This is a genomic window from Phocaeicola oris, assembly GCF_021295095.1.
GTDB lineage: Bacteria > Bacteroidota > Bacteroidia > Bacteroidales > Bacteroidaceae > Phocaeicola > Phocaeicola oris.
This window is the reverse complement of sequence record NZ_JAJLQX010000009.1, coordinates 91,448-111,341: the sequence shown is the minus strand read 5'-3', so window position 1 is coordinate 111,341 and position 19,894 is coordinate 91,448. Positions and strand designations below refer to the sequence as shown.

Annotated in this window: 15 protein-coding genes and 1 pseudogene; 13 read left to right on the top strand and 3 right to left on the bottom strand. The window is 38.5% G+C overall.

Going from position 1 to position 19,894, the window contains the following annotated elements:
* Positions 1-285 precede the first annotated feature (285 nt).
* The 6 genes and pseudogenes from LO761_RS06430 to LO761_RS06405 all read left to right on the top strand — a co-directional run.
* Positions 286-3,582: a SusC/RagA family TonB-linked outer membrane protein gene (locus LO761_RS06430; protein WP_272817455.1), complete on the top strand. Its 3,297-nt coding sequence runs from the start codon at positions 286-288 to the stop codon at positions 3,580-3,582.
* An 18-nt stretch (positions 3,583-3,600) separates the two neighbouring features.
* Positions 3,601-5,337, top strand: a complete 1,737-nt coding sequence (locus LO761_RS06425) for a RagB/SusD family nutrient uptake outer membrane protein (RefSeq protein ID WP_272817454.1) — start codon at positions 3,601-3,603, stop codon at positions 5,335-5,337.
* 12 nt (positions 5,338-5,349) lie between these two features.
* Entirely contained in the window at positions 5,350-5,820 is a 471-nt protein-coding gene (locus LO761_RS06420; protein WP_272817453.1) for a hypothetical protein, read from the top strand.
* A 624-nt stretch (positions 5,821-6,444) separates the two neighbouring features.
* Positions 6,445-7,536, top strand: a complete 1,092-nt coding sequence (locus LO761_RS06415; protein WP_272817452.1) for a Nif3-like dinuclear metal center hexameric protein — start codon at positions 6,445-6,447, stop codon at positions 7,534-7,536.
* A 2-nt stretch (positions 7,537-7,538) separates the two neighbouring features.
* Positions 7,539-8,426 carry a zinc ribbon domain-containing protein gene (locus LO761_RS06410; protein WP_272817451.1) on the top strand — a complete coding sequence of 296 codons (888 nt, stop codon included), beginning with the start codon at positions 7,539-7,541 and terminating at the stop codon, positions 8,424-8,426.
* Positions 8,427-8,600: 174 nt separating this feature from the next.
* A pseudogene (locus LO761_RS06405) lies at positions 8,601-8,954 on the top strand (transposase); the annotation flags it as partial.
* A gap of 43 nt (positions 8,955-8,997) precedes the next feature.
* Here the strand turns inward: LO761_RS06405 and LO761_RS06400 are convergent.
* Positions 8,998-9,447, bottom strand: coding sequence for a type I restriction enzyme HsdR N-terminal domain-containing protein (locus LO761_RS06400; protein ID WP_272817450.1), 450 nt, complete (start codon positions 9,445-9,447; stop codon positions 8,998-9,000).
* A gap of 99 nt (positions 9,448-9,546) precedes the next feature.
* Here LO761_RS06400 and LO761_RS06395 point away from each other — a divergent pair, with 99 nt between their 5' ends.
* From LO761_RS06395 to LO761_RS06375, 5 genes are all read left to right on the top strand, one after another.
* Entirely contained in the window at positions 9,547-10,323 is a 777-nt protein-coding gene (locus tag LO761_RS06395; RefSeq protein ID WP_272817449.1) for an AMP nucleosidase, read from the top strand.
* 11 nt (positions 10,324-10,334) lie between these two features.
* Positions 10,335-11,351, top strand: a complete 1,017-nt coding sequence (gene holA, locus LO761_RS06390; protein WP_272817448.1) for a DNA polymerase III subunit delta — start codon at positions 10,335-10,337, stop codon at positions 11,349-11,351.
* A 1,423-nt stretch (positions 11,352-12,774) separates the two neighbouring features.
* Complete coding sequence (locus tag LO761_RS06385; protein ID WP_272817447.1) at positions 12,775-13,224, top strand: helix-turn-helix domain-containing protein; 450 nt, start codon at positions 12,775-12,777, stop codon at positions 13,222-13,224.
* A gap of 108 nt (positions 13,225-13,332) precedes the next feature.
* Complete coding sequence (locus LO761_RS06380; protein WP_272817446.1) at positions 13,333-14,112, top strand: dihydroorotate dehydrogenase electron transfer subunit; 780 nt, start codon at positions 13,333-13,335, stop codon at positions 14,110-14,112.
* Positions 14,100-15,011 carry a dihydroorotate dehydrogenase gene (locus tag LO761_RS06375; RefSeq protein ID WP_272817445.1) on the top strand — a complete coding sequence of 304 codons (912 nt, stop codon included), beginning with the start codon at positions 14,100-14,102 and terminating at the stop codon, positions 15,009-15,011. The genes LO761_RS06380 and LO761_RS06375 overlap by 13 nt, the downstream gene beginning before the upstream one ends.
* A gap of 397 nt (positions 15,012-15,408) precedes the next feature.
* On the opposite strand, the gene trmD is transcribed toward LO761_RS06375, so the two are convergent.
* Positions 15,409-16,083, bottom strand: a complete 675-nt coding sequence (gene trmD, locus LO761_RS06370) for a tRNA (guanosine(37)-N1)-methyltransferase TrmD (protein WP_272817444.1) — start codon at positions 16,081-16,083, stop codon at positions 15,409-15,411.
* 101 nt (positions 16,084-16,184) lie between these two features.
* Here trmD and ligA point away from each other — a divergent pair, with 101 nt between their 5' ends.
* Entirely contained in the window at positions 16,185-18,209 is a 2,025-nt protein-coding gene (ligA, locus tag LO761_RS06365) for an NAD-dependent DNA ligase LigA (protein WP_272817462.1), read from the top strand.
* Positions 18,210-18,307: 98 nt separating this feature from the next.
* Positions 18,308-19,201: a 4-hydroxy-tetrahydrodipicolinate synthase gene (gene dapA, locus LO761_RS06360; RefSeq protein ID WP_272817443.1), complete on the top strand. Its 894-nt coding sequence runs from the start codon at positions 18,308-18,310 to the stop codon at positions 19,199-19,201.
* Between the two features lie 80 nt (positions 19,202-19,281).
* On the opposite strand, the gene LO761_RS06355 is transcribed toward dapA, so the two are convergent.
* A complete protein-coding gene (locus LO761_RS06355; protein WP_272817442.1) occupies positions 19,282-19,839 on the bottom strand; it encodes a hypothetical protein in 558 nt (185 codons plus the stop codon).
* Positions 19,840-19,894: the final 55 nt, after the last annotated feature.

The following is a 19,894-nucleotide window of genomic DNA, read 5'->3' as shown; positions in this document are numbered from 1 at the left end:
GAGGTTAATAAAAAGAAGTTCATAGATGGGTTCCTGAATATAAAAAAGTAGGCTGGAATTACCAGCCTACCAAATGTCCATTACTAAAACACGAGAGGTTTTCAGCCTACCAAATGTCCATTACGCCTACCTTTGTATGATGTAAAGCGAGAAAAGACTGTAACTATTAAAAAACCTTTAGTTACCTTATCGTATATAGCAATATAGTTACGTATAAAATATGCGGAAATTTTGAAATTATGTGTTAGTTAAACTATATATTAATACTTAAATTTTTTTGTAATTATGAGGAAAGCACAAAAACCATCAAGGGGATTACCTTTGAACATGTTCTTGAAAGTGATGTTTTCAGGGATGTTGGTTGCATGTCCGGTGTACACATTTGCCGTAACAGGAAATGTTGACTCAGTTCAGAAAGTTGCGCAACAAAAGTTGCAGATAACAGGAAAGGTTGTCGATCAAGAAGGCGAGCCAATGCCGGGTGTCAACATCCTTGAACGTGGTACCACAAACGGTACCATTACGGACATTGACGGAAAATTTACTTTAGATGTTGCGAGAGGTTCCATTTTGCAAGTTTCTTACATAGGTTTTGTAACCGTGGAGGTAGAAGCTAAAAATGGTTTGAACATCATCTTGAAAGAAGATTCACAAAGTTTGAGTGAAGTTGTTGTGGTAGGATATGGTACACAACAGAAGAAAGATATTACGGGTTCTGTAGCCGTAGTTGATACGAAGGAGCTTTTGAAAACCACAGGTTCTTCAGCCACACAGCAGCTGCAAGGTAAGGCTTCCGGTGTTTATATCGGACAGTCCGGTTCTCCCGGTTCACCGGCTATGGTTCGTATTCGTGGTATCAATACCGTTAACGATAACGGTCCGCTTTATGTTATTGATGGAGTATCTACTCGTAACCAAGATCTCAGTTCCCTTAACCCGAATGATATTGAGAGTATGCAGGTATTGAAGGATGCTTCTTCTGCTGCTATTTATGGAGCTCAGGCTGCGAATGGTGTTATTCTTATCACCACTAAGAAAGGAACCAAGTCGGGGCAACCTAAGTTCTCTTATAGCGGATATGTTGGTTTTCAGGCAACAGGTAAACGCTATGATGTGTTGAACTCTATGGACCGTCTGAATTTGGAATGGAAGGCTAAGGCTAATAACTTAGAGCTGAATGGGGTAGAAGGTAAATATCCTTCGCATGTTCAGTTTGGTACAGGACCTACTCCTACCATACCTAATTATATGACGGAAAAAGGCGCGGACGGACGTCAGGATATCGTTCCCGGACCATTTGATGCAAAGTTCTCTGATACAAACTGGTGGGATGAAATAGACCGTAAGGCATTGATTCAGAATCATCAGATCAGTGTAGCCGGAGGAAATGAAAAGGGACAATATAACTTTAGTGCCAACTATTACCATCAGGATGGAACGGTTATCGATTCCTACTATAACCGTTATACCATTCGTGCGAATACATCTTATAATATACGGAATTGGTTCCGTGTAGGAGAGAATCTTCAGTATTCGTTTACAAAGGATAACGGTTTGTCACCCAATGGAGCGGAAGACTCTCCATATTCTTGGACATACCGTGCTTGTCCATACGTTCCTGTTTATACAGAATCAGGTGCATTCGGAGGTTCTATTCTCTCAGGTACCGGAAACTTCCGTAATCCGGTGTCTATTCAAAAACGTAATAAGGATAATTACTATACGCATAATCGTATATTCGGAAATATGTGGGCAGAAATCGATCCGATAAAGAACGTTACCTACCGTACTAATTTCGGTCTGGACTACACGAACAATTATTCTTACAGAATGGCGAAGAAAGATCCGGAGTTTTCGGAAAGTATGGGACAGAACAACTTCGAAGAGGTATCCGGTTTTAATTATCGTTGGGTATGGACAAATACTATACAATATAACGCAACATTCAACGATGTTCATAAGTTGACCGTATTGTTGGGTTCAGAAGCTATTCGTGACGGATTAGGACGCTCCATGACCGGTAGACGTTATAATTATCTGTACGAAGACAATAAGAATACATGGGTGCTCAATATGGGTGAGAATAACGGACAGCGTATAACAGAGTCTACATTTAACGGAGAATTCGCTTTGTTTGGTTTATTCAGTCGTGTTGACTATTCGTTTGCCGATAAGTACTTATTCACAGGAATTATTCGTCGTGATGGTGTTTCTCGTTTTGCGAAAACACATCGTTACGGAACATTCCCATCTGTATCTTTAGGATGGCGTATCTCTCAGGAGAGCTTTATGAATGGAACAAAGGGATGGTTGGATGACTTGAAGTTGCGCTTCGGTTATGGTGAGACCGGTAACTCTGAGGTTCCTCGTATTACTAATTATGCTTTTGAATATGGAACTAACCCACGTCGTACGGACTATGACTTAACGGGTGCCAATACATCTACTGCTGTGGGCTATAATTTGGATAAATACGGTAATGAAGATACGAAATGGGAGGCTACAAAGATGTTTAACATCGGTGTGGATGTTTCTATGTTTAATGGGAAATTGGGCGTTAACTTAGAGTTATATACCAAGAAAACCAGTGACATGTTGATCTCTGCTCAATACTCAGCAATGGCAGGTGAGACTGTACGTCCTTATATCAACTTTGGTGATATGAAGAATACCGGTTTCGATTTCAACATTGATTACCGTGACAAGAAAGGTGATTGGAGTTGGGATATCGCGTTGAATTTATCTCATTATAAGAATGAAGTAGTAAAAATTTCAGAGTCGGATGACGCTTCCATGTGGGGTAGCGGATCACGTATTTCTGGATATGTTACCCGTACAACCAAGGGTCATGCTATATCAGAGTTCTATGGATATAAAGTAAATGGATTCTATGAAAATCCTCAAGAAGTACTGGCATTGCTTCCTTTGGGAAAGACATCGGGGGATATTGGTAATGTGGACAAAGCAAAAGCATGGGTAGGTAAATATAAGTTTGCCGATATAAATGGTGACGGACGTCTTACTTCAGCTGACCGTACTTTCATCGGTTCTCCGCATCCCGATTTGATTGCCGGTTTGAATACCACCATCGGATATAAGAATTTTGACTTTACTATGTTCTGGTATTCTACTATAGGTAATGATTTGTTTAATAATACCAAATATTTTACCGATTTCTGGTTGTTTGAAGGTAACCGTTCAACGCGTATTCGTGATAATTCTTGGACTGCAGGAGCGGATAATTCAAAAGCTACGCTTCCTGTTTTGGATTACGGTGATACTTATTCAGGAACAAACTCCAACTCATACTATGTAGAGGATGCTTCTTTCCTCCGGCTGAAAAATGTGGTATTGGGTTATACTTTCCCGAAGAAATGGTTACAAAAAGCTTCTATTCAAAACTTGCGTATATACTTGCAAGCAGAGAATCTCTTGACGTTTACAGGATATAGCGGTTTGGATCCGGAATTTACCAATGCGTCAGTTGGTGGTGGTAATGGTTCCGATTTGAGAAGAGGTCTTGATATGGGAGGCTGGCCGACAACAAAGCGCTTCCTGTTTGGTGTTAATTTTGAATTCTAATTGTTTAAAATTGAAGTTATGAAAAAGATATATTTACTTGCAGCTATTGCTGGAGCTTTGACGTTCTCTTCTTGTGGGGATGACTTCCTTTCAAAAGATCCTCAAGGTGTACTCAATAAGGAGGCGTTGGAGAATGCAACCGGTGTAGACTTGCTTACGATTGATGCTTATGCCGGTTTGACAACATGGACTAATACCAGTTATAGTCCTTATCAGCAATCTCCGTTGAACTGGGTATTCGGTGGTGTTTATGGCGGGGATGCCAATAAAGGTTCCGACCCCGGAGATCAGAGTGTGTTGAATGAAGTTGAGCTTTATAATACCCTTACAACGAATGGATACGTAGAGCAAAAATGGGTATGGGTTTATATGGAAAGCCATCGTGTAAACTTGGCATTACAGGCTTTAGCTAAAGCTGATGACATGAATGACCAATTGAAAAAGGTTCGTGAAGGTGAATTACGCTTTATTAAAGCATTAGCTTATTTTGAAGGTATCCGTGTATTCGGACCATATATTCCATACGTTCCGGCAGATAATGAGGAGAATGATCCGAATATTAAGAATGATAAGGATATTTATAGCGACGTAATGGCCGATATTGAGGCTGCGGTTGCTCAATTGCCTGAGACACAACCAGAGGTTGGCCGTGTGAATGCATGGGCTGCAAAAGCCTTGAAAGCGAAGATGCTTGTTTATCAGGGAAAATTCAGCGAGGCTGAGACTCTTCTGGCAGATGTTATAAATAACGGAAAGACAAGCAATGGCTTGAAATATGGTTTGGAAGACAATTTGAATAACAACTTCAATGCTCTGACAGAGAATGGAAAGGAATCCGTATTTGCCCTTCAATACTCTAATGCCGCAAATGATACCGGAAACGCGGCTTTCTGTTTGAACTATCCTCATAACTCAGGCCCCGGTGGTTGCTGCGGATTCTATCAGCCGTCATACGAGTTAGTTAATTCATTCCAGGTTGATAAGGATGGACTTCCTTATTTGAATGGTGAATATAGAAACCTTCCTTCTGTATCGAAGAGAGGTGGAAAAGGTGATCCTATTGGCGTAAACGATAAAACAATCGCAGTTGACCCTCGTTTGGACTTTGCAGTAGGTCGTTATGGAATTCCTTATAAAGATTGGGGACTTCCGGCTGATGACTGGGTACGTAACCCTGTAAACGGTGGTATCTCTATACCAAAGAAACATGTGTATAGCAAGGCTGAAGAGGCTGCCGGCATGAAGGCATTCATGAACGGATGGGCTCCCGGATCTTGTATGAACATCGAATACTTGAGCTTACGCGATTTAATCTTGTTATACGCAGAATGTCTTGCTAATGATGGAAAGACTGCCGAAGCTATGGCTCAGGTTAACATTATTCGCGAACGTGCGGCTTTACCTGTAAACATCATCACTCTTCCTGACGGAACACCGGCAGCTAATTATAAGATTGGGCTTTACCCGACATCTCATCCGGCATTCTCGGATAAAGAGACTTGTATGAAAGCTATCCGTATGGAACGTAAATTAGAGTTGGCAATGGAAGGTGAACGTTGGTTCGATTTGGCTCGTTGGGGTGGCGATTATATGTCTAAAGAGCTGAAGAGCTATGTAGATTACGAAAAGAATTACATTACTAAGTTTGCTGCTGCTTCAGTTTTATCTCCATCAAAGACCATGTTACCTATTCCTGAAAATCAGATTCAGTTGAAAGGATCGGAGTGGTTAATTCAAAATGACGCTTGGAAATAAGACATAAATAAAATGAGAAGAGCATATTTATTTGGATTAATCTGCCTATTGGTAGTTGGATTGGCCGGCTGTAAACATCATTCAACCCTTTCGGATAAATTTAGTTTTGAATATAGTATGGAATCCTTTCATCAGTATAAAATAAGTTATTCTTTTGATAGTGATGGAAACTATAAATCAGAGGTATGCAATTATAATATGGATAACTTTGAGAAGAAACAACGACCGAAAATATATGAAGGAAAACTGTCGGATGCCGAGTTCGAAAAATTGAGGGACATGTTAGACAAAGCAAATGTTCCGGCAATGAAAGAACACTATGGTTTCGATCAAGACCAACGAACTTATGACATAGTCATTCAATTAATGTTAGAGCAGAATAACACCAAAAAATATGTTGAGATTCAATATGATGAGAATCAGAAATTCGATAAAGATTTTCTTGATTTTATCACAGAATTGAATAAGTCAATTAAAAACTGAATGAGTTTTGAGAGACCGCTTCGGAAACGAGGCGGTCTCTTTTTTATACCTTTTACCGAATAGTATTCTAAAATATAGGAAGCTACTATCAATCAAATCATCGTGGAGTTCTTCAATGCATTTTCCCATCCCTTCCGTGGCTTTTCTGCCAGTGAGAAGGAACGCCTCTGCCATCTCGTTTGCTCTTATAGTAAAAAGAACGGTCCTGACTTTATCACTTTTTTGTGCCACCACACAGCGCAGAATGAAAATCAATGAGTTACATTAATATCATGGGTGACTTTGGGTGACGCATTGACGAAGTTAGGAGGTTGCGCCCCTTCTTGGCCCGTTCAAGACGGCTTTTGAGAATAAGGTAATGGAGCAGTTGGAAGCCGACTATGGTAAGACTGGCATGCAAAAGATTATAACCACTGTAGGTAACGTTGTTAGTGGTTCTGCCAGAGCCAAGGAAACAAACTTTTCTACACCAAAGTGAGAGTTTTTTAACACATATTGTAATTTTGCACTTGCTGGTTGACTCTACGACATTTAGATTAATTATTATTGATTTTAAATATTTTCTCGAAATAAAGAAGGCTTTCTTGATAATAATTATTATCTTTGCTACAAATTTTCGAGACGATGAAAATTAAGGATGTTGTAAATGCCCTTGAGAAGTTCGCGCCTTTGCCGTTGCAAGACGATTTTGATAATGCTGGATTGCAAATAGGATTGACAGAAGCGGAAGTTACAGGGGCTTTGTTGTGTTTAGACGTTACTGAGGCTGTAGTTGATGAGGCTGTTGGTCTCGGCTACAACCTTATTATTGCCCATCATCCTCTTTTGTTCAAGAGTCTGAAGTCGATAACCGGCAGAACTTATGTGGAACGCTGTGCCATGAAGGCTATTAAAAATGACATTGCCATTTATGCGGCTCATACGAATTTAGATAATGCGATGAATGGCGTGAACTTTAAGATTGCCGAGAAAATTGGTATGACAAATATTCAAGTTCTTGACCCAAAAGAAGATATGCTTCTGAAACTTGTTACATTTGTTCCAAAGACTCAGGCCGAAGACGTTCGTAATGCTCTTTTCCATGCAGGTTGCGGATGTATTGGGAATTATGATTCCTGTAGTTATAACTTGAATGGTGATGGAACATTTCGTGCCGGTGAAGGAGCTCATCCTTTTGTTGGGAGAATAGGTGAGATTCATCATGAAAATGAGGTTCGGATTGAAACCATTTTACCGTCTTATTTAAAAGGAAAGGCAGAGCAAGCGTTGATTGAGTCTCATCCGTATGAAGAACCGGCTTACGATTTCTATCCTTTGAAGAATGAGTGGTTTCAGGCAGGCGCAGGAGTAATAGGCGATTTGATAGAACCGGAGAATGAGTCGGATTTTTTAATGAATATTAAAAAGACATTTGAAGTGGGATGCGTGAAACATTCACGTTTGAAAGGACGATTGATAAAACGTATCGCTTTATGTGGCGGCGCAGGAGCATTCTTGTTACCTAAAGCCGTGGGAAAGGCTGATGCTTTTCTTACCGGTGAGGTTCGTTATCACGACTATTTCTTCTATGAAAATGATATCTTAGTGACTGAAATAGGTCATTATGAGAGTGAACAGTATACAAGAGAAATATTTCAAACAATCATACGGGATTTGTTTCCATCCTTGGAAATACGTATTTCAAGAATCAATACAAATCCCATAAAATACTTATAAATATGGTTAAAGAAGTTAAGAAAGACCCTAACGAACTGACAGTAGAAGAGAAGTTAGCAGCCCTTTATCAGTTACAGACCATTCTTACTGAGGTTGATAAGATTAAGACTTTGCGTGGTGAACTTCCTTTAGAAGTACAAGATCTTGAAGATGAGGTTGTTGGTTTGAAGACTCGTATTGAAAATTTCAAGAACGAGGTTGATGAGCTAAAGGCTGATATTGCTAATAGAAAGCATAATATTGAAGCTGCCAATGCCTTGATTGCTAAATATACAGAACAACAGGATAATGTTCGTAATAATCGTGAATATGAGACTTTGAGTAAGGAAATCGAGTATAAAAACTTGGAAATTGAACTTGATCAGAAGCGTATTCGAGAAGGTATGGATGTTATCAATAATCGTACAGAGGAGATTGCTGAGAATCAGGTGGAAGTGGAAGAGCGCAGTAAGGATTTGGAGGCAAAAAAAGAAGAGTTGGACAGCATTGTCGCGGAAACCAAGCAACAAGAAGAAAAGCTCAGAGAGAAAGCTAAGGCATTGGAAACTAATATTGAACCACGTTTGCTTCAGGCTTTCAAACGAATTCGTAAGAACTGTCGCAATGGTTTAGGTATTGTTACCGTACAGCGTGATGCTTGTGGTGGTTGCTTCAATAAAATTCCACCTCAAAAGCAGTTGGATATCCGTATGCGTAAGAAAATTATCGTTTGTGAATATTGTGGTCGTATCATGATAGATCCGGAATTGGCAGGTGTTGTTGAGGAAGTACCGGCTACTCCTGTAAAGAAACGCAGAGCAAGCAAGAAAGTTGCTTCGAAAGAACCGAAGGCTAAAGCAGCCCCAAAGGTTGAGACTCCGGATGTTGACATGGAAGATGTAGAAGCTTAACATACATTATTATATAAGGAAAGGAGATGATTCGGAAGTAAAAAGGGACAGGACTATAAACCCTAAAAATCAAATAAGATGAAAATGAACTGTATCATCGCAACGTCGGTAGCCATCGCACTGACATTTGCCGTCGCAACACCCTCCGAGGCACAGTTCGGCAACAATCCTTAACTGATTCCTTTTTTGAAAGATTTTCAAGAAACTTATCATAGGGCATCCTCTATTGTAGTAGCCGATGCCGGTTACGGAAGCGAACAAAATTAAGAGTTTATGGAGAATGCTGGTATAGAGGCTTTTGCCATACAGAACCTTTATTACAATCGGGAACAGGATTATTACGTATGCCCGATGGGACACCATCTGGAATATACAGGTCAAAGGACAGGTAAGTCCGATTTGGGATATGTATTTGTATTGAGGCGTTATCAGGCACGGAACTATGCGGGTTGTCCGTTGAAATCTCCATGTCATAAGTCAAAGACCAACCGGATCATAGAAGTTAACCATAAACTAAACAGGTATAAGTAAAAAGTACGTGAAAAACGCTTCTTTTCAGATACCTTCTTTGTTATAGCTCTTCGTATGATGGAATATCGGGAAGAAAAGTGTATTCTTTCTTTTCGTAATTTATTTTACAGCAGTAATGGTTGATACCATTGCTGACAATTAGATAATCAACTTTTAAGACCATGTTATAACGGGTAATTTGGTCGAATACCTTTTGGGTAATCTTTATATTTGGAGCTTTATATTCAATAATGAGTATAGCCTTCAGATTTTTGTTGAAAAGTACGGAGTCGCATCGCTTGTTCGTTCCATTCAGTTCGAGCTGAATCTCATTGGCCAATAATCCTTTCGGATAGTTTTTATGCTCCAGAAGATAATGGATGAAGTTCTGACGAACCCATTCTTCAGGTGTCAGTGTGACGTATTTCTTCCTAAGTACGTCAAAAACAACTTGTTTTCCGTCCTTCTCAATTATCTTTAGTTCCGTTGGAGGTAAATTTAAAGATGTCATTTCTCAAAATAAATTTGGCATTCACCTTGTCATACATTATTTTTGCATCAATAACGTCTGGCCAGATGCTTTTCTGCATGGACAAATATACGAAACATTATGAAAACGAAAGAAGAAATTGTAGCAAATTGGCTTCCAAGGTATACTAAACGTAAGTTGAAAGATTTCTCTGATTATATACTGTTGACGAACTTTCAGAACTATGTTGAAATCTTTGCAGACAAATATCATGTACCCGTTGTAGGTAATGACGCGAATATGCCGAGTGCTGATGCAAATGGTATTACTATCATAAATTTTGGCATGGGAAGTCCGAATGCTGCGACTATCATGGACCTATTGGGAGCTATTCAGCCGAAGGCTTGTCTGTTTCTTGGTAAATGTGGCGGTATCTCTCATAAAAATCAATTGGGTGATTTGATTCTTCCTATTGCGGCTATCCGGGGAGAAGGAACTTCAAATGATTATTATCCGCCTGAGGTTCCCGCTTTACCGGCATTTATGATGCAGCGAGCAGTTTCTTCTGCTATTCGTGACCATGCCCGCGATTATTGGACAGGTACAGTTTACACCACTAACCGCCGTATTTGGGAACACGATGATGAGTTTAAGCAGTATCTGAAGAAAACCCGTGTGATGTGTGTTGATATGGAGACCGCAACGCTGTTTACTACAGGTTTCTTCAATCATATTCCTATCGGCGCTCTGTTGCTGGTTTCTGATACTCCGATGGTTCCGGAAGGAGTAAAAACCGAAAAGAGCGATAATATGGTGACAAAGAATTATGCGGCGGAACATGTTCAGATAGGAGTGGATTCACTTCGTATGATTATTGATGGCCAGAAGACTGTTAAACACTTGAAATTTGACTGGTAATTTTACTATTTATGGCAAAAGAACAGAACTATTTGGATATCTTGGCGGACTTACAAAAAAAGCAGTTTAAGCCTATTTATTATTTAATGGGAGAAGAACCTTATTTTATTGATGTCATTGCCAATTATATTGAAAATAATGTGCTGACCGAGGCGGAAAAAGGGTTTAATCTGACAGTTGTTTATGGTACTGATACGGATATTTCAGATATTGTGAATACGGCCAAGCGATATCCTATGATGTCGGATTATCAAGTCGTTATAGTTCGTGAAGCTCAATCGGTGAAGAGTATAGACGAACTGGTTTATTATCTGCGGAAACCTTTGACTTCTACTATTTTAGTTTTTTGTCATAAGCATGGTGTACTTGACAGGCGTAAGAAGCTGGCTGCCGAGATTCAAAAGATAGGCGTACTTTTCGATTCTAAGAGGTTGAGAGACTATCAATTGCCTCAGTTTATAGAAAATTATTTGAAGCAAAAGTCCATTGATATTGATTCGAAGGCTTCTGCTATGATGGCAGAGTATGTCGGTGCAGATCTAAATCGAATGGTTAGTGAGTTGGACAAGCTGATTATCACTTTGCCGAAGGGACAGAATCGTATTACTCCCACTCAGATTGAATTAAATATCGGAATCAGTAAGGATTTTAATAATTTTGAGCTTCTCGATGCTATAATTAATAAGAATGTTGTGAAAGCCAATCGTATCGTTAAATATTTTGCAGAGAATCCAAAGTCGAATCCTTTGGTAATGACACTATCTACCTTATTTGGCTTTTTTTCGAATCTAATGCTTGTATATTATTCTCCTGTTCAAACCGAGCAGGGGATTGCGGCGCATTTAGGTTTACGTTTATCGTGGCAGGCGCGTGACTATTTAAAGGCGAAAAGCAAATATACAGGAACGGAAGTTCTTCAGATAATTGATGAGATTCGTTATTGTGACGCACGTTCCAAAGGAGTGGAAAACTCGTCTGTAAGTGACGGGGAGTTACTTCGTGAGCTGATTTACAAGATACTTCACTAATAAATATATAAAAATATGAAGAATGAGGGTGTGCCTATTTTGACACACCCTCTCATTCTTTTGGTAGATTAAATCTAAGTCATTTTATCATATATTTTATATATAGTTTATGTCATGATCTTTTTTCTATGATATTTGCGTTTTTATCCTATCACCTGTAGGTGTGTGCAGAATCTAATCTTTAGTTAAAAATGACATCACAGCATGTTTAAACAATATTTTTATTCTTCTATTAAGTCGATAATCTTTTCCATTAAAAAAATGGAAAAGGTGATGTGTCTGAATTGACAACTCATACGGATGACCGGTTAAATCCTTCTGAAAATGCAGCAACCCAACCGTCTCCCTTCGGGCTTTATGGCTATATGATACACTTTTATTCCTTTTTATTTTATCCTTTTCATTTTGTAGAATGATTGACTGTCCAAATAGAAAAATGTAAGGCTTTCTATCTACCAGACGGAAGTTGAAAGATTTTTCGCTCTCTGAGAATTGCATATTTGAATTCATCCGACCAATTGGTCGGAAATTTTCGAAGGAGCGAAATTTGGAAAAGAAGAGTTTATAAAGAATAATTTCATCCAATTCTTTATGATGTAGTTTCTTTCTTAAATTTTTTCAGATTTTCAATTTTTAGAAAATAGAAGAGGAGTAAATGTTTTTTCTTTTTCTTTGCTGTTATATATAAAAATTAGAAGTGAAGGTTAAACTATATACCTTCGTTAATATAGTATGATATTTTAGTTATGAAGAATATTATACTGATAAAAGTTTTCATTTGGAATGGAAAAATAGAAATTTAAATTTGCTTATTTGTTAGGAAAAAGTTTTACATGAAAATGTGACCTTTACAAAATTAAGATTTTTGTTGAAATAGAGTAGAACGAGATAACTTAGTTTAAAATTCATGTTTGGTGAAAATTAATATTTCCTTTTGTGAATTTACATTCCTAAAAAGTACTATAATCTAATTCTTTGATTTTATAATTGTATTTTGTTATAATCGTAAAATCTAATTGCTTTCATTTTACAATTTGTATTGATGTGATTTTATATTTGTAAATGTATAACAATCTTATACTGATTGTTTAATATTATATATATATAAATCTGATAGTTATAATAGATAATTAAAGTAATATACAGATATTGTGTTTCTAAACAGCAAAAGTAGGCTTTAATAATGTGAATTGTCTTGTATATGACTGATATAATAATTTATTAATCAAAATTTTATATGTGAATATTATATTAAATTATAGATTGATTATGAATGGTATCATATCAAATAATTGATTTTAGATAAAGAAATGACTATTTCTATTTTACAAATATATATTTTATTTTTGTATTTAAAGTTTGCATTAATAAAGTTGAATCATTACTTTTGTAATGACTAAAATTTATCAATTACTTTTGTGAAATGAAAGATCGAATCTCTGAAATAATGATGAAAGAAGGCCTTTCTGCAACACAATTTGCAGATAAAATAGGTATCTCTGCTTCCTCTCTTTCCCATATTTTAAACGGTAGAAATAATCCAAGCTTAGATGTTGTAACCCGTATCCATTCGGCTTTTCCAAAGATAAGTACCGATTGGTTGATCTATGGCTCCGGTACTATGGAGATAGCATCGGTAGAAGCGAAAAATGCTGACATTTTTAAATCTAAAACTGACGAGAATTCCATATTCTCTTCCAATGGGACGAGTGAAATTAAAAATCGCAAGGAAATCGTAGTTGAACAGTTTCAAAATGATATTAAAAACATTGTCCGTCAGGAAGTTAAGTCTTTCGAAAAGCCTGTTCCGAAGATTACTGAAATAAGAATCTTTTTTGATAACGGAATATACGAAACATTTAAGCCGGAATAGCTTTTAAGACTGCTAAATCAACCTTTTAAGTAACTTGAAACGCTATTTTGATACTTATATGAAGTAAAAAACATACCTTTGTCGGGAGAAGACGAAATAGTCGACTTTATGAAAAAATATATATTAGATTTGGTTGTTACCGAGAACACTCGCCTTCATGACAGGTGTATTCTTCTTAAGCTTACTTGTAAAGAACCGTTGCCCCTGATGCTTCCGGGGCAATTTGCGGAACTTCGTGTTGATAATTCCCCTACTACTTTTCTTCGTCGGCCTATTTCTATTCATTATGTGGACCGAAAAAAGAATGAAATCTGGTTTCTGATTCAATTGGTTGGAGATGGCACAAAGAAATTGGCTACATTGAAACCCGGAGATAGTCTGAATGTGATTCTTCCTTTGGGTAATGGCTTTACCATTCTGCCAAATGTAAAAGAAGAGGTACCACTTTTGGTTGGTGGTGGCGTGGGAATTGCTCCATTGTTGATGTTGGGTCAGGAAATAGTTTGTCAGGGGGGTAAGCCTACTTTTCTTTTGGGTGCTCGCACATTAAAAGATTTGTTTGAGATGGAGCAATTTATGAGTCTTGGTGAGCTTTATATTACTACGGAAGATGGATCTTATGGAGAAAAAGGCTTTGCTACTCAGCACACTATACTGAAACAGAAGCGTTTTTCTATGATTTATTCATGCGGTCCTCGTCCGATGATGGTTGCCGTTGCCAGATATGCGAAGGAAAATGGCATAGAATGTGAGGTTTCTTTGGAAAATAAGATGGCATGCGGGTTGGGAGCTTGTCTTTGTTGTGTGGAAGATACGAACGAAGGCAATGTTTGTGTATGTAAAGACGGCCCGGTATTTAATATAAAAAAGTTATTATGGCAGATTTGAGTGTAAATATCGGAGGTTTGAAACTAAAGAATCCGGTAATGACAGCTTCCGGGACTTTTGGCTATGGAAAGGAATACGAGGATTTTATTGATTTGAGCAGGTTAGGCGGAATAATTGTTAAAGGAACTACTTTAAAGTCTCGTCAAGGCAATCCGTATCCACGCATGGCTGAAACCCCAATGGGAATGATTAATGCCGTTGGTTTGCAAAATAAAGGCATTCGTTACTTTGTTGATCACATTTATCCGCAAATAAAAGATATTCAGTCGGCAATGATTGTGAATGTAGCGGGTTCGTGTGTGGAGGATTATGTTGAAACGGCTCAGCTTATTAATGAGTTGGATAAAATACCGGCAATTGAACTGAACATCTCTTGTCCGAATGTGAAGCAGGGAGGAATGGCATTCGGTGTTAGCGCAAAGGGATGCGCTGAAGTGGTTAATGCTGTCCGTGCGGTTTATAAAAAGACTCTTATAGTAAAACTTTCGCCGAATGTAACTGATATTGCTGAGATTGCCAGAGCTGCAGAAGATGCGGGGGCCGATAGTGTGTCGCTGATTAATACTATTATGGGAATGGCAATTGATTCCGAGAAACGTCGTCCTATTCTGTCCACGGTTACGGGAGGTTTAAGTGGCGCGGCGGTGAAACCTGTTGCTTTACGCATGGTATGGCAGGTAGCTAAGGCTGTTAAGATTCCTGTAGTTGGCTTGGGAGGTATTATGAATGGTCGTGATGCCGTTGAGTTCCTGCTGGCAGGTGCTACGGCTGTTGAAATAGGTACGGCTAATTTCATTGATCCCACGATAACAGTGAAGGTGATTGATTATATTGATAATTATTTGAAACGTCATAACTTCCGTTCGGTTACGGAAATTATTGGTGCATTGGAGGTGTAAGTGAAAATTGTTTCTCTGTTATTTTATTTATGAGAACTGAAGTTGAAGGTAAGCGAATCACTTCTATTCAGATGGTCAAACTCTCTTTTTGGATACCCATCAGATACAGTCACTGATTTGATATGTAAGACTGTAGAAAGAAATATGCATGAGTTTCCGTGTTCATTTTGATGAGTTATAAAAGTGATACGTATCATTTGCTTAAGTCATCCGCATGAGTTGGCCGGTTCATCCGCATGAGTTGGCCGGTTCATGCGTATGAGTTGGGCAATTCATACGGATGACTTTTTTCGATCTTTTGATGAATAAGCTATTTTAAAATGAGCAGCAAAATAACTTGAATTAATCATCTCATTGATAGATATTTATATTTCATCGAATTAACGTTGATGTGGATTTATTTCAAAAGGTCAGGACGGAGAAGTTGTGTGCGTTCTAATGATTGTTGCATTTCCCACTCTTTTATTTTGGCCTCGTGTCCGGATAGAAGGATATCAGGTACTTTCCACCCTTTATAGTCGGCAGGACGAGTATAAACCGGTGCTGCCAACAGATTATCTTGGAAAGAGTCGGAAAGGGCTGATTGATCGTCTGAGATAACCCCCGGGATGATACGGACAACTGCATCAGCAATAATGGCCGCGGCCAATTCTCCACCGGTTAAGACAAAATCTCCCACACTAATTTCCTTTGTAATGAAATGTTCGCGTATTCGGTAATCTATTCCTTTGAAATGTCCACAAAGAATAATCAGATTTTGTTTGAGCGACAGCTCGTTGGCCATGGGCTGATTAAACTGCTTCCCGTCGGGAGTGACAAAAATCACCTCATCATAGTCGCGCTCTGCCTTAAGACTTGAAATGCAACGGTCTACGGGTTCAATCTTCATTACCATGCCGGCAAAACCACCAAAAGGGTAATCGTCCACCTTTTTATAGTGGTCTGTGGCATAATCATGTAGATTGTGCAAATGAATTTCCGCAAGCCCTTTTTTCTGTGCTCTGCTCATGATGGAGCAGCTGAAAAAGCCTTCAATCATCTCCGGAATGCAAGTGATAATGTCTATTCTCATGTTTCCTAACTTTTATGCGACAAAATTAACAAAATCCAGACGCATTTCAGTGCTTTTACGTCATAAATCGTTATATTTACCGCGTAAATTCGATTGATATGATGAAAGATTTATTTGCCGATGACAGCGACTATGCTCGAATAGATGAGTTGCGAAAAGAATTACATCGCCATAATTATAATTATTATGTGCTTAATGCTCCGGAAATCAGTGATCAGGAGTTTGATAAGCTGATGTACGAACTGCAAGGTTTGGAGGCAAAGCATCCCGAATATAGCGATTCTAACTCTCCGACTATGCGAGTCGGAAGCGATTTGAACAAGAATTTCAAACAAGTGACGCACAAATATCCAATGCTTTCACTGGCTAATACTTACTCTGAAGCGGATGTAAGCGAATTTTATGACCGTGTAACTAAAGGATTGGAAGGGGAGGCTTTTGAAATTTGTACGGAATTGAAGTTTGATGGTACTTCTATTTCAATCACTTATGTTGATGGTAAGATGACACAGGCTGTTACTCGTGGCGACGGGATTCGTGGTGATGATGTAACGGACAATGTAAAGACTATTCGCTCTATTCCGCTTGTTCTTCCATCGGGTAAGGGGTATCCACATGAATTTGAAATGCGAGGCGAGGTACTGATGCCATGGACGGTGTTCGAAGAACTTAATAAAGAGCGCGAACTACATGAGGAATCACTCTTTGCGAACCCAAGAAATGCTGCGTCAGGTACGTTGAAATTGCAAAATTCAGCTGAAGTAGCTGCACGTAAACTGGATTCTTACTTATATTATATGCTTGGAGAACAATTGCCTCACGATGGTCATTATGAGAATTTGATAGAGGCAAAGAATTGGGGGTTTAAGATTTCGGATAATACAAAGAAGTGCAAAACACTTCAGGAAGTGCTCGATTATATTGCCTATTGGGATGTTGAACGGAAGAATTTACCGGTTGCTACTGATGGTATCGTTTTGAAAGTCAACTCTATACGGCAGCAACAGCTACTTGGTTATACAGCAAAGTCTCCACGTTGGGCTATTGCTTATAAATTTCAGGCGGAACGGGAATGTACACGGTTGAATAAGGTTTCTTATCAAGTGGGACGTACTGGAGCCGTTACTCCGGTGGCAAATCTTGATCCTGTGTTACTTGCCGGTACGGTAGTAAAGCGTGCTACGCTGAATAATGCCGATTTCATCGATAAATTTGATCTTCATATAGGGGATATGGTTTATGTTGAGAAGGGCGGAGAGATTATTCCGAAGATTGTCGGAGTAGATGTGGATTCTCGTCCGAATGACGCAGAGAAAATTAAGTTTATAACGAATTGTCCGGAATGTGGCGCGTCATTGGTCCGCTACGATGGTGAAGCAGCGTATTATTGTCCGAACGATATGACTTGTCCGCCACAAATAAAAGGTAAAATTGAACATTTTATCAGTCGACGTGCCATGAATATTGATTATCTTGGTCCTGAGACGGTTGATTTATTTTATCAGAAAGGTCTCATTCGTGATGTGGCAGATCTTTACACACTGAAATCATCTGATTTGTTTGCGCTGCCCGGCTTTAAGGAGAAGTCGGTCGACAATATACTAAAAGGTATTGAAGCTTCGAAGAAAGTTCCTTGGTCACGGGTACTTTTTGCCATAGGAATTCGTTTTGTTGGTGAGACTACCGCAAAAGTGTTGGCAAATACTTTCGATTCCATTGACGCTTTGAAGACTGCAACTTTGGATGACTTGGTTCGTGTGGATGAAATAGGTGAGAAGATTGCTCAAAGTATTATTTTGTATTTTAAAGATGATCGGAATCTGGAAATAATAGAACGGTTGCGAGATGCCGGAGTACAGTTGAAAAGCAAGTCGGAAGAACTGTCTGACCGAGCAGATAAGTTGGCTGGTAAATCCATTGTTATCAGTGGTGTTTTCGCGCTTCATTCGCGTGATGAATATAAGGAACTCATTGAGAAAAACGGGGGAAAAAATGTTGGAAGTATCTCATCTAAAACAAGTTTTATCTTGGCGGGAGATAATATGGGACCATCTAAACAACAGAAAGCACAGCAGTTGAATATCCCAATCATCAATGAGGAAACATTTTTGAAGATGATAGAATGACTTTTTTATAGCATTTAAGAAAATTAGTAACATATTTGTCTGTAAAATGGATTATTAATTTTATTTTTGCAAATCAAAAGACAAAGGAGATGTTATTTATGATACAATCAAAATTAAGAGGAATGGGAGTGGCGTTGATCACTCCTTTTAAGGAAGATGGGAGTGTCGACTATCAAGCGTTGACGCGATTGGTCGACTACCAAGTTCAGAACGGAACGGACTTCCTTTGTGTCCTCGGTACAACTGCAGAGACTCCGACTTTAACAAAAGATGAGAAGACAAAGATTACACGCATGGTCATAGAGCGTATAAATGGACGTTTACCTATTCTTTTAGGTGTGAGTAGTAATTGTACTCAGACGGTTATAGATACGTTACAACACGATGATTTTACCGGTGTTGATGCTGTTTTATCTGTAGTGCCTTACTACAATAAGCCATCGCAAGAAGGTATTTATCAGCACTATAAAGCTATTTCCGAGTCGACAGATCTACCTATAGTGCTTTATAATGTGCCCGGGCGTACAGGTGTGAACATGACTGCCGATACAACGCTTCGCTTGGCGAACGATTTCAAAAATATTGTGGCTGTGAAGGAGGCTTCAGGTAATATTACACAGATGGATGATATCATTAAGAATAAACCGGACACATTTAATGTTATTTCGGGTGATGATGCCATTACATTTCCTTTGTTAACATTGGGAGCTGTAGGTGTTATTTCTGTGATAGGCAATGCTTTTCCAAGGGAATTCAGTAAGATGGTGCGTTTAGCGTTAGCCGGCGATTTTGAGCATGCTCTCCCTATTCATCACAAATTCGCAGAGTTGTTCAAGTTACTGTTTGTTGATGGCAATCCGGCCGGAGTAAAGGCGATGTTAAATGCCATGGGCTTGATAGAAAATAAGTTGCGTCTTCCTTTGGTACCGACACGAATTACCACGTTCGAGAAGATGCGTGCCATTCTTGAGCAACTAAGTATAAAGTGTTGATTACTTAATTATTAGATTACGATATTCTTCCATGGCAGTCTCGGTTGCTATGGAATTTTTATTTCTTAAAAAGAGAGGGCTTATTTTATCAGCTTTTTTGTCGTATTGATAAGATCATCGAATTCATCGGAAGTCTGGAAAATCATAAAGCTATGTGCTGTACCTACAGCATCGCCTTTTTGCGCATGAAATTCAGGAGATTCAATGACGGCAAGACATTGTCCGTCCTCCTTGACCTCAAAGAGGGCTTTTAGCTTTATGTTATCATCCTCATAAATTCGTGTTCGTGTATTGTAAACTATGAAAGCACGTTTAAAGTACGAATCTAATGGTATTTCTATATTCTTTATTCTATCTTTTATCGACTGTTTGGTGTACTTTATAAATTGAGACTTGACGATTTCCAGATTAATGATAAAATTTTCTATATTCGAATATTTAATGTAAAGGCTCGGAGCAACATATTTATTGTCCGATTCCATATCAACTCTTAAGCAATAGCCTTTATTATTGTAGTTCTCAAGTGCTACGACATTATATCTTGCGAAGAATGACATGTAATATCTGTTAGCATTTCCCTGTGCGAATATCGGAAAGGCAATATAAATGAAAGTTATTATGGTCAAAAATCTTTTCATGGTTTCAATCTTATACCTTTTTTATTTAAATGTCTTTGTTTCGATTTCTGAAAAT

Bases quoted from the DNA above. Each gene is read 5' to 3' on its own strand.
- trmD (WP_272817444.1), bottom strand. From the start codon at position 16,083: ATGAGAATAGACATTATCACTTGCATTCCGGAGATGATTGAAGGCTTT.
- LO761_RS06380 (WP_272817446.1), top strand. From the start codon at position 13,333: ATGAAAAAATATATATTAGATTTGGTTGTTACCGAGAACACTCGCCTT.
- LO761_RS06415 (WP_272817452.1), top strand. From the start codon at position 6,445: ATGAAAATTAAGGATGTTGTAAATGCCCTTGAGAAGTTCGCGCCTTTG.
- ligA (WP_272817462.1), top strand. From the start codon at position 16,185: ATGAAAGATTTATTTGCCGATGACAGCGACTATGCTCGAATAGATGAG.
- LO761_RS06420 (WP_272817453.1), top strand. From the start codon at position 5,350: ATGAGAAGAGCATATTTATTTGGATTAATCTGCCTATTGGTAGTTGGA.
- LO761_RS06355 (WP_272817442.1), bottom strand. From the start codon at position 19,839: ATGAAAAGATTTTTGACCATAATAACTTTCATTTATATTGCCTTTCCG.
- LO761_RS06425 (WP_272817454.1), top strand. From the start codon at position 3,601: ATGAAAAAGATATATTTACTTGCAGCTATTGCTGGAGCTTTGACGTTC.
- LO761_RS06385 (WP_272817447.1), top strand. From the start codon at position 12,775: ATGAAAGATCGAATCTCTGAAATAATGATGAAAGAAGGCCTTTCTGCA.
- LO761_RS06395 (WP_272817449.1), top strand. From the start codon at position 9,547: ATGAAAACGAAAGAAGAAATTGTAGCAAATTGGCTTCCAAGGTATACT.
- LO761_RS06375 (WP_272817445.1), top strand. From the start codon at position 14,100: ATGGCAGATTTGAGTGTAAATATCGGAGGTTTGAAACTAAAGAATCCG.
- holA (WP_272817448.1), top strand. From the start codon at position 10,335: ATGGCAAAAGAACAGAACTATTTGGATATCTTGGCGGACTTACAAAAA.
- LO761_RS06400 (WP_272817450.1), bottom strand. From the start codon at position 9,447: ATGACATCTTTAAATTTACCTCCAACGGAACTAAAGATAATTGAGAAG.
- LO761_RS06410 (WP_272817451.1), top strand. From the start codon at position 7,539: ATGGTTAAAGAAGTTAAGAAAGACCCTAACGAACTGACAGTAGAAGAG.
- LO761_RS06430 (WP_272817455.1), top strand. From the start codon at position 286: ATGAGGAAAGCACAAAAACCATCAAGGGGATTACCTTTGAACATGTTC.
- dapA (WP_272817443.1), top strand. From the start codon at position 18,308: ATGATACAATCAAAATTAAGAGGAATGGGAGTGGCGTTGATCACTCCT.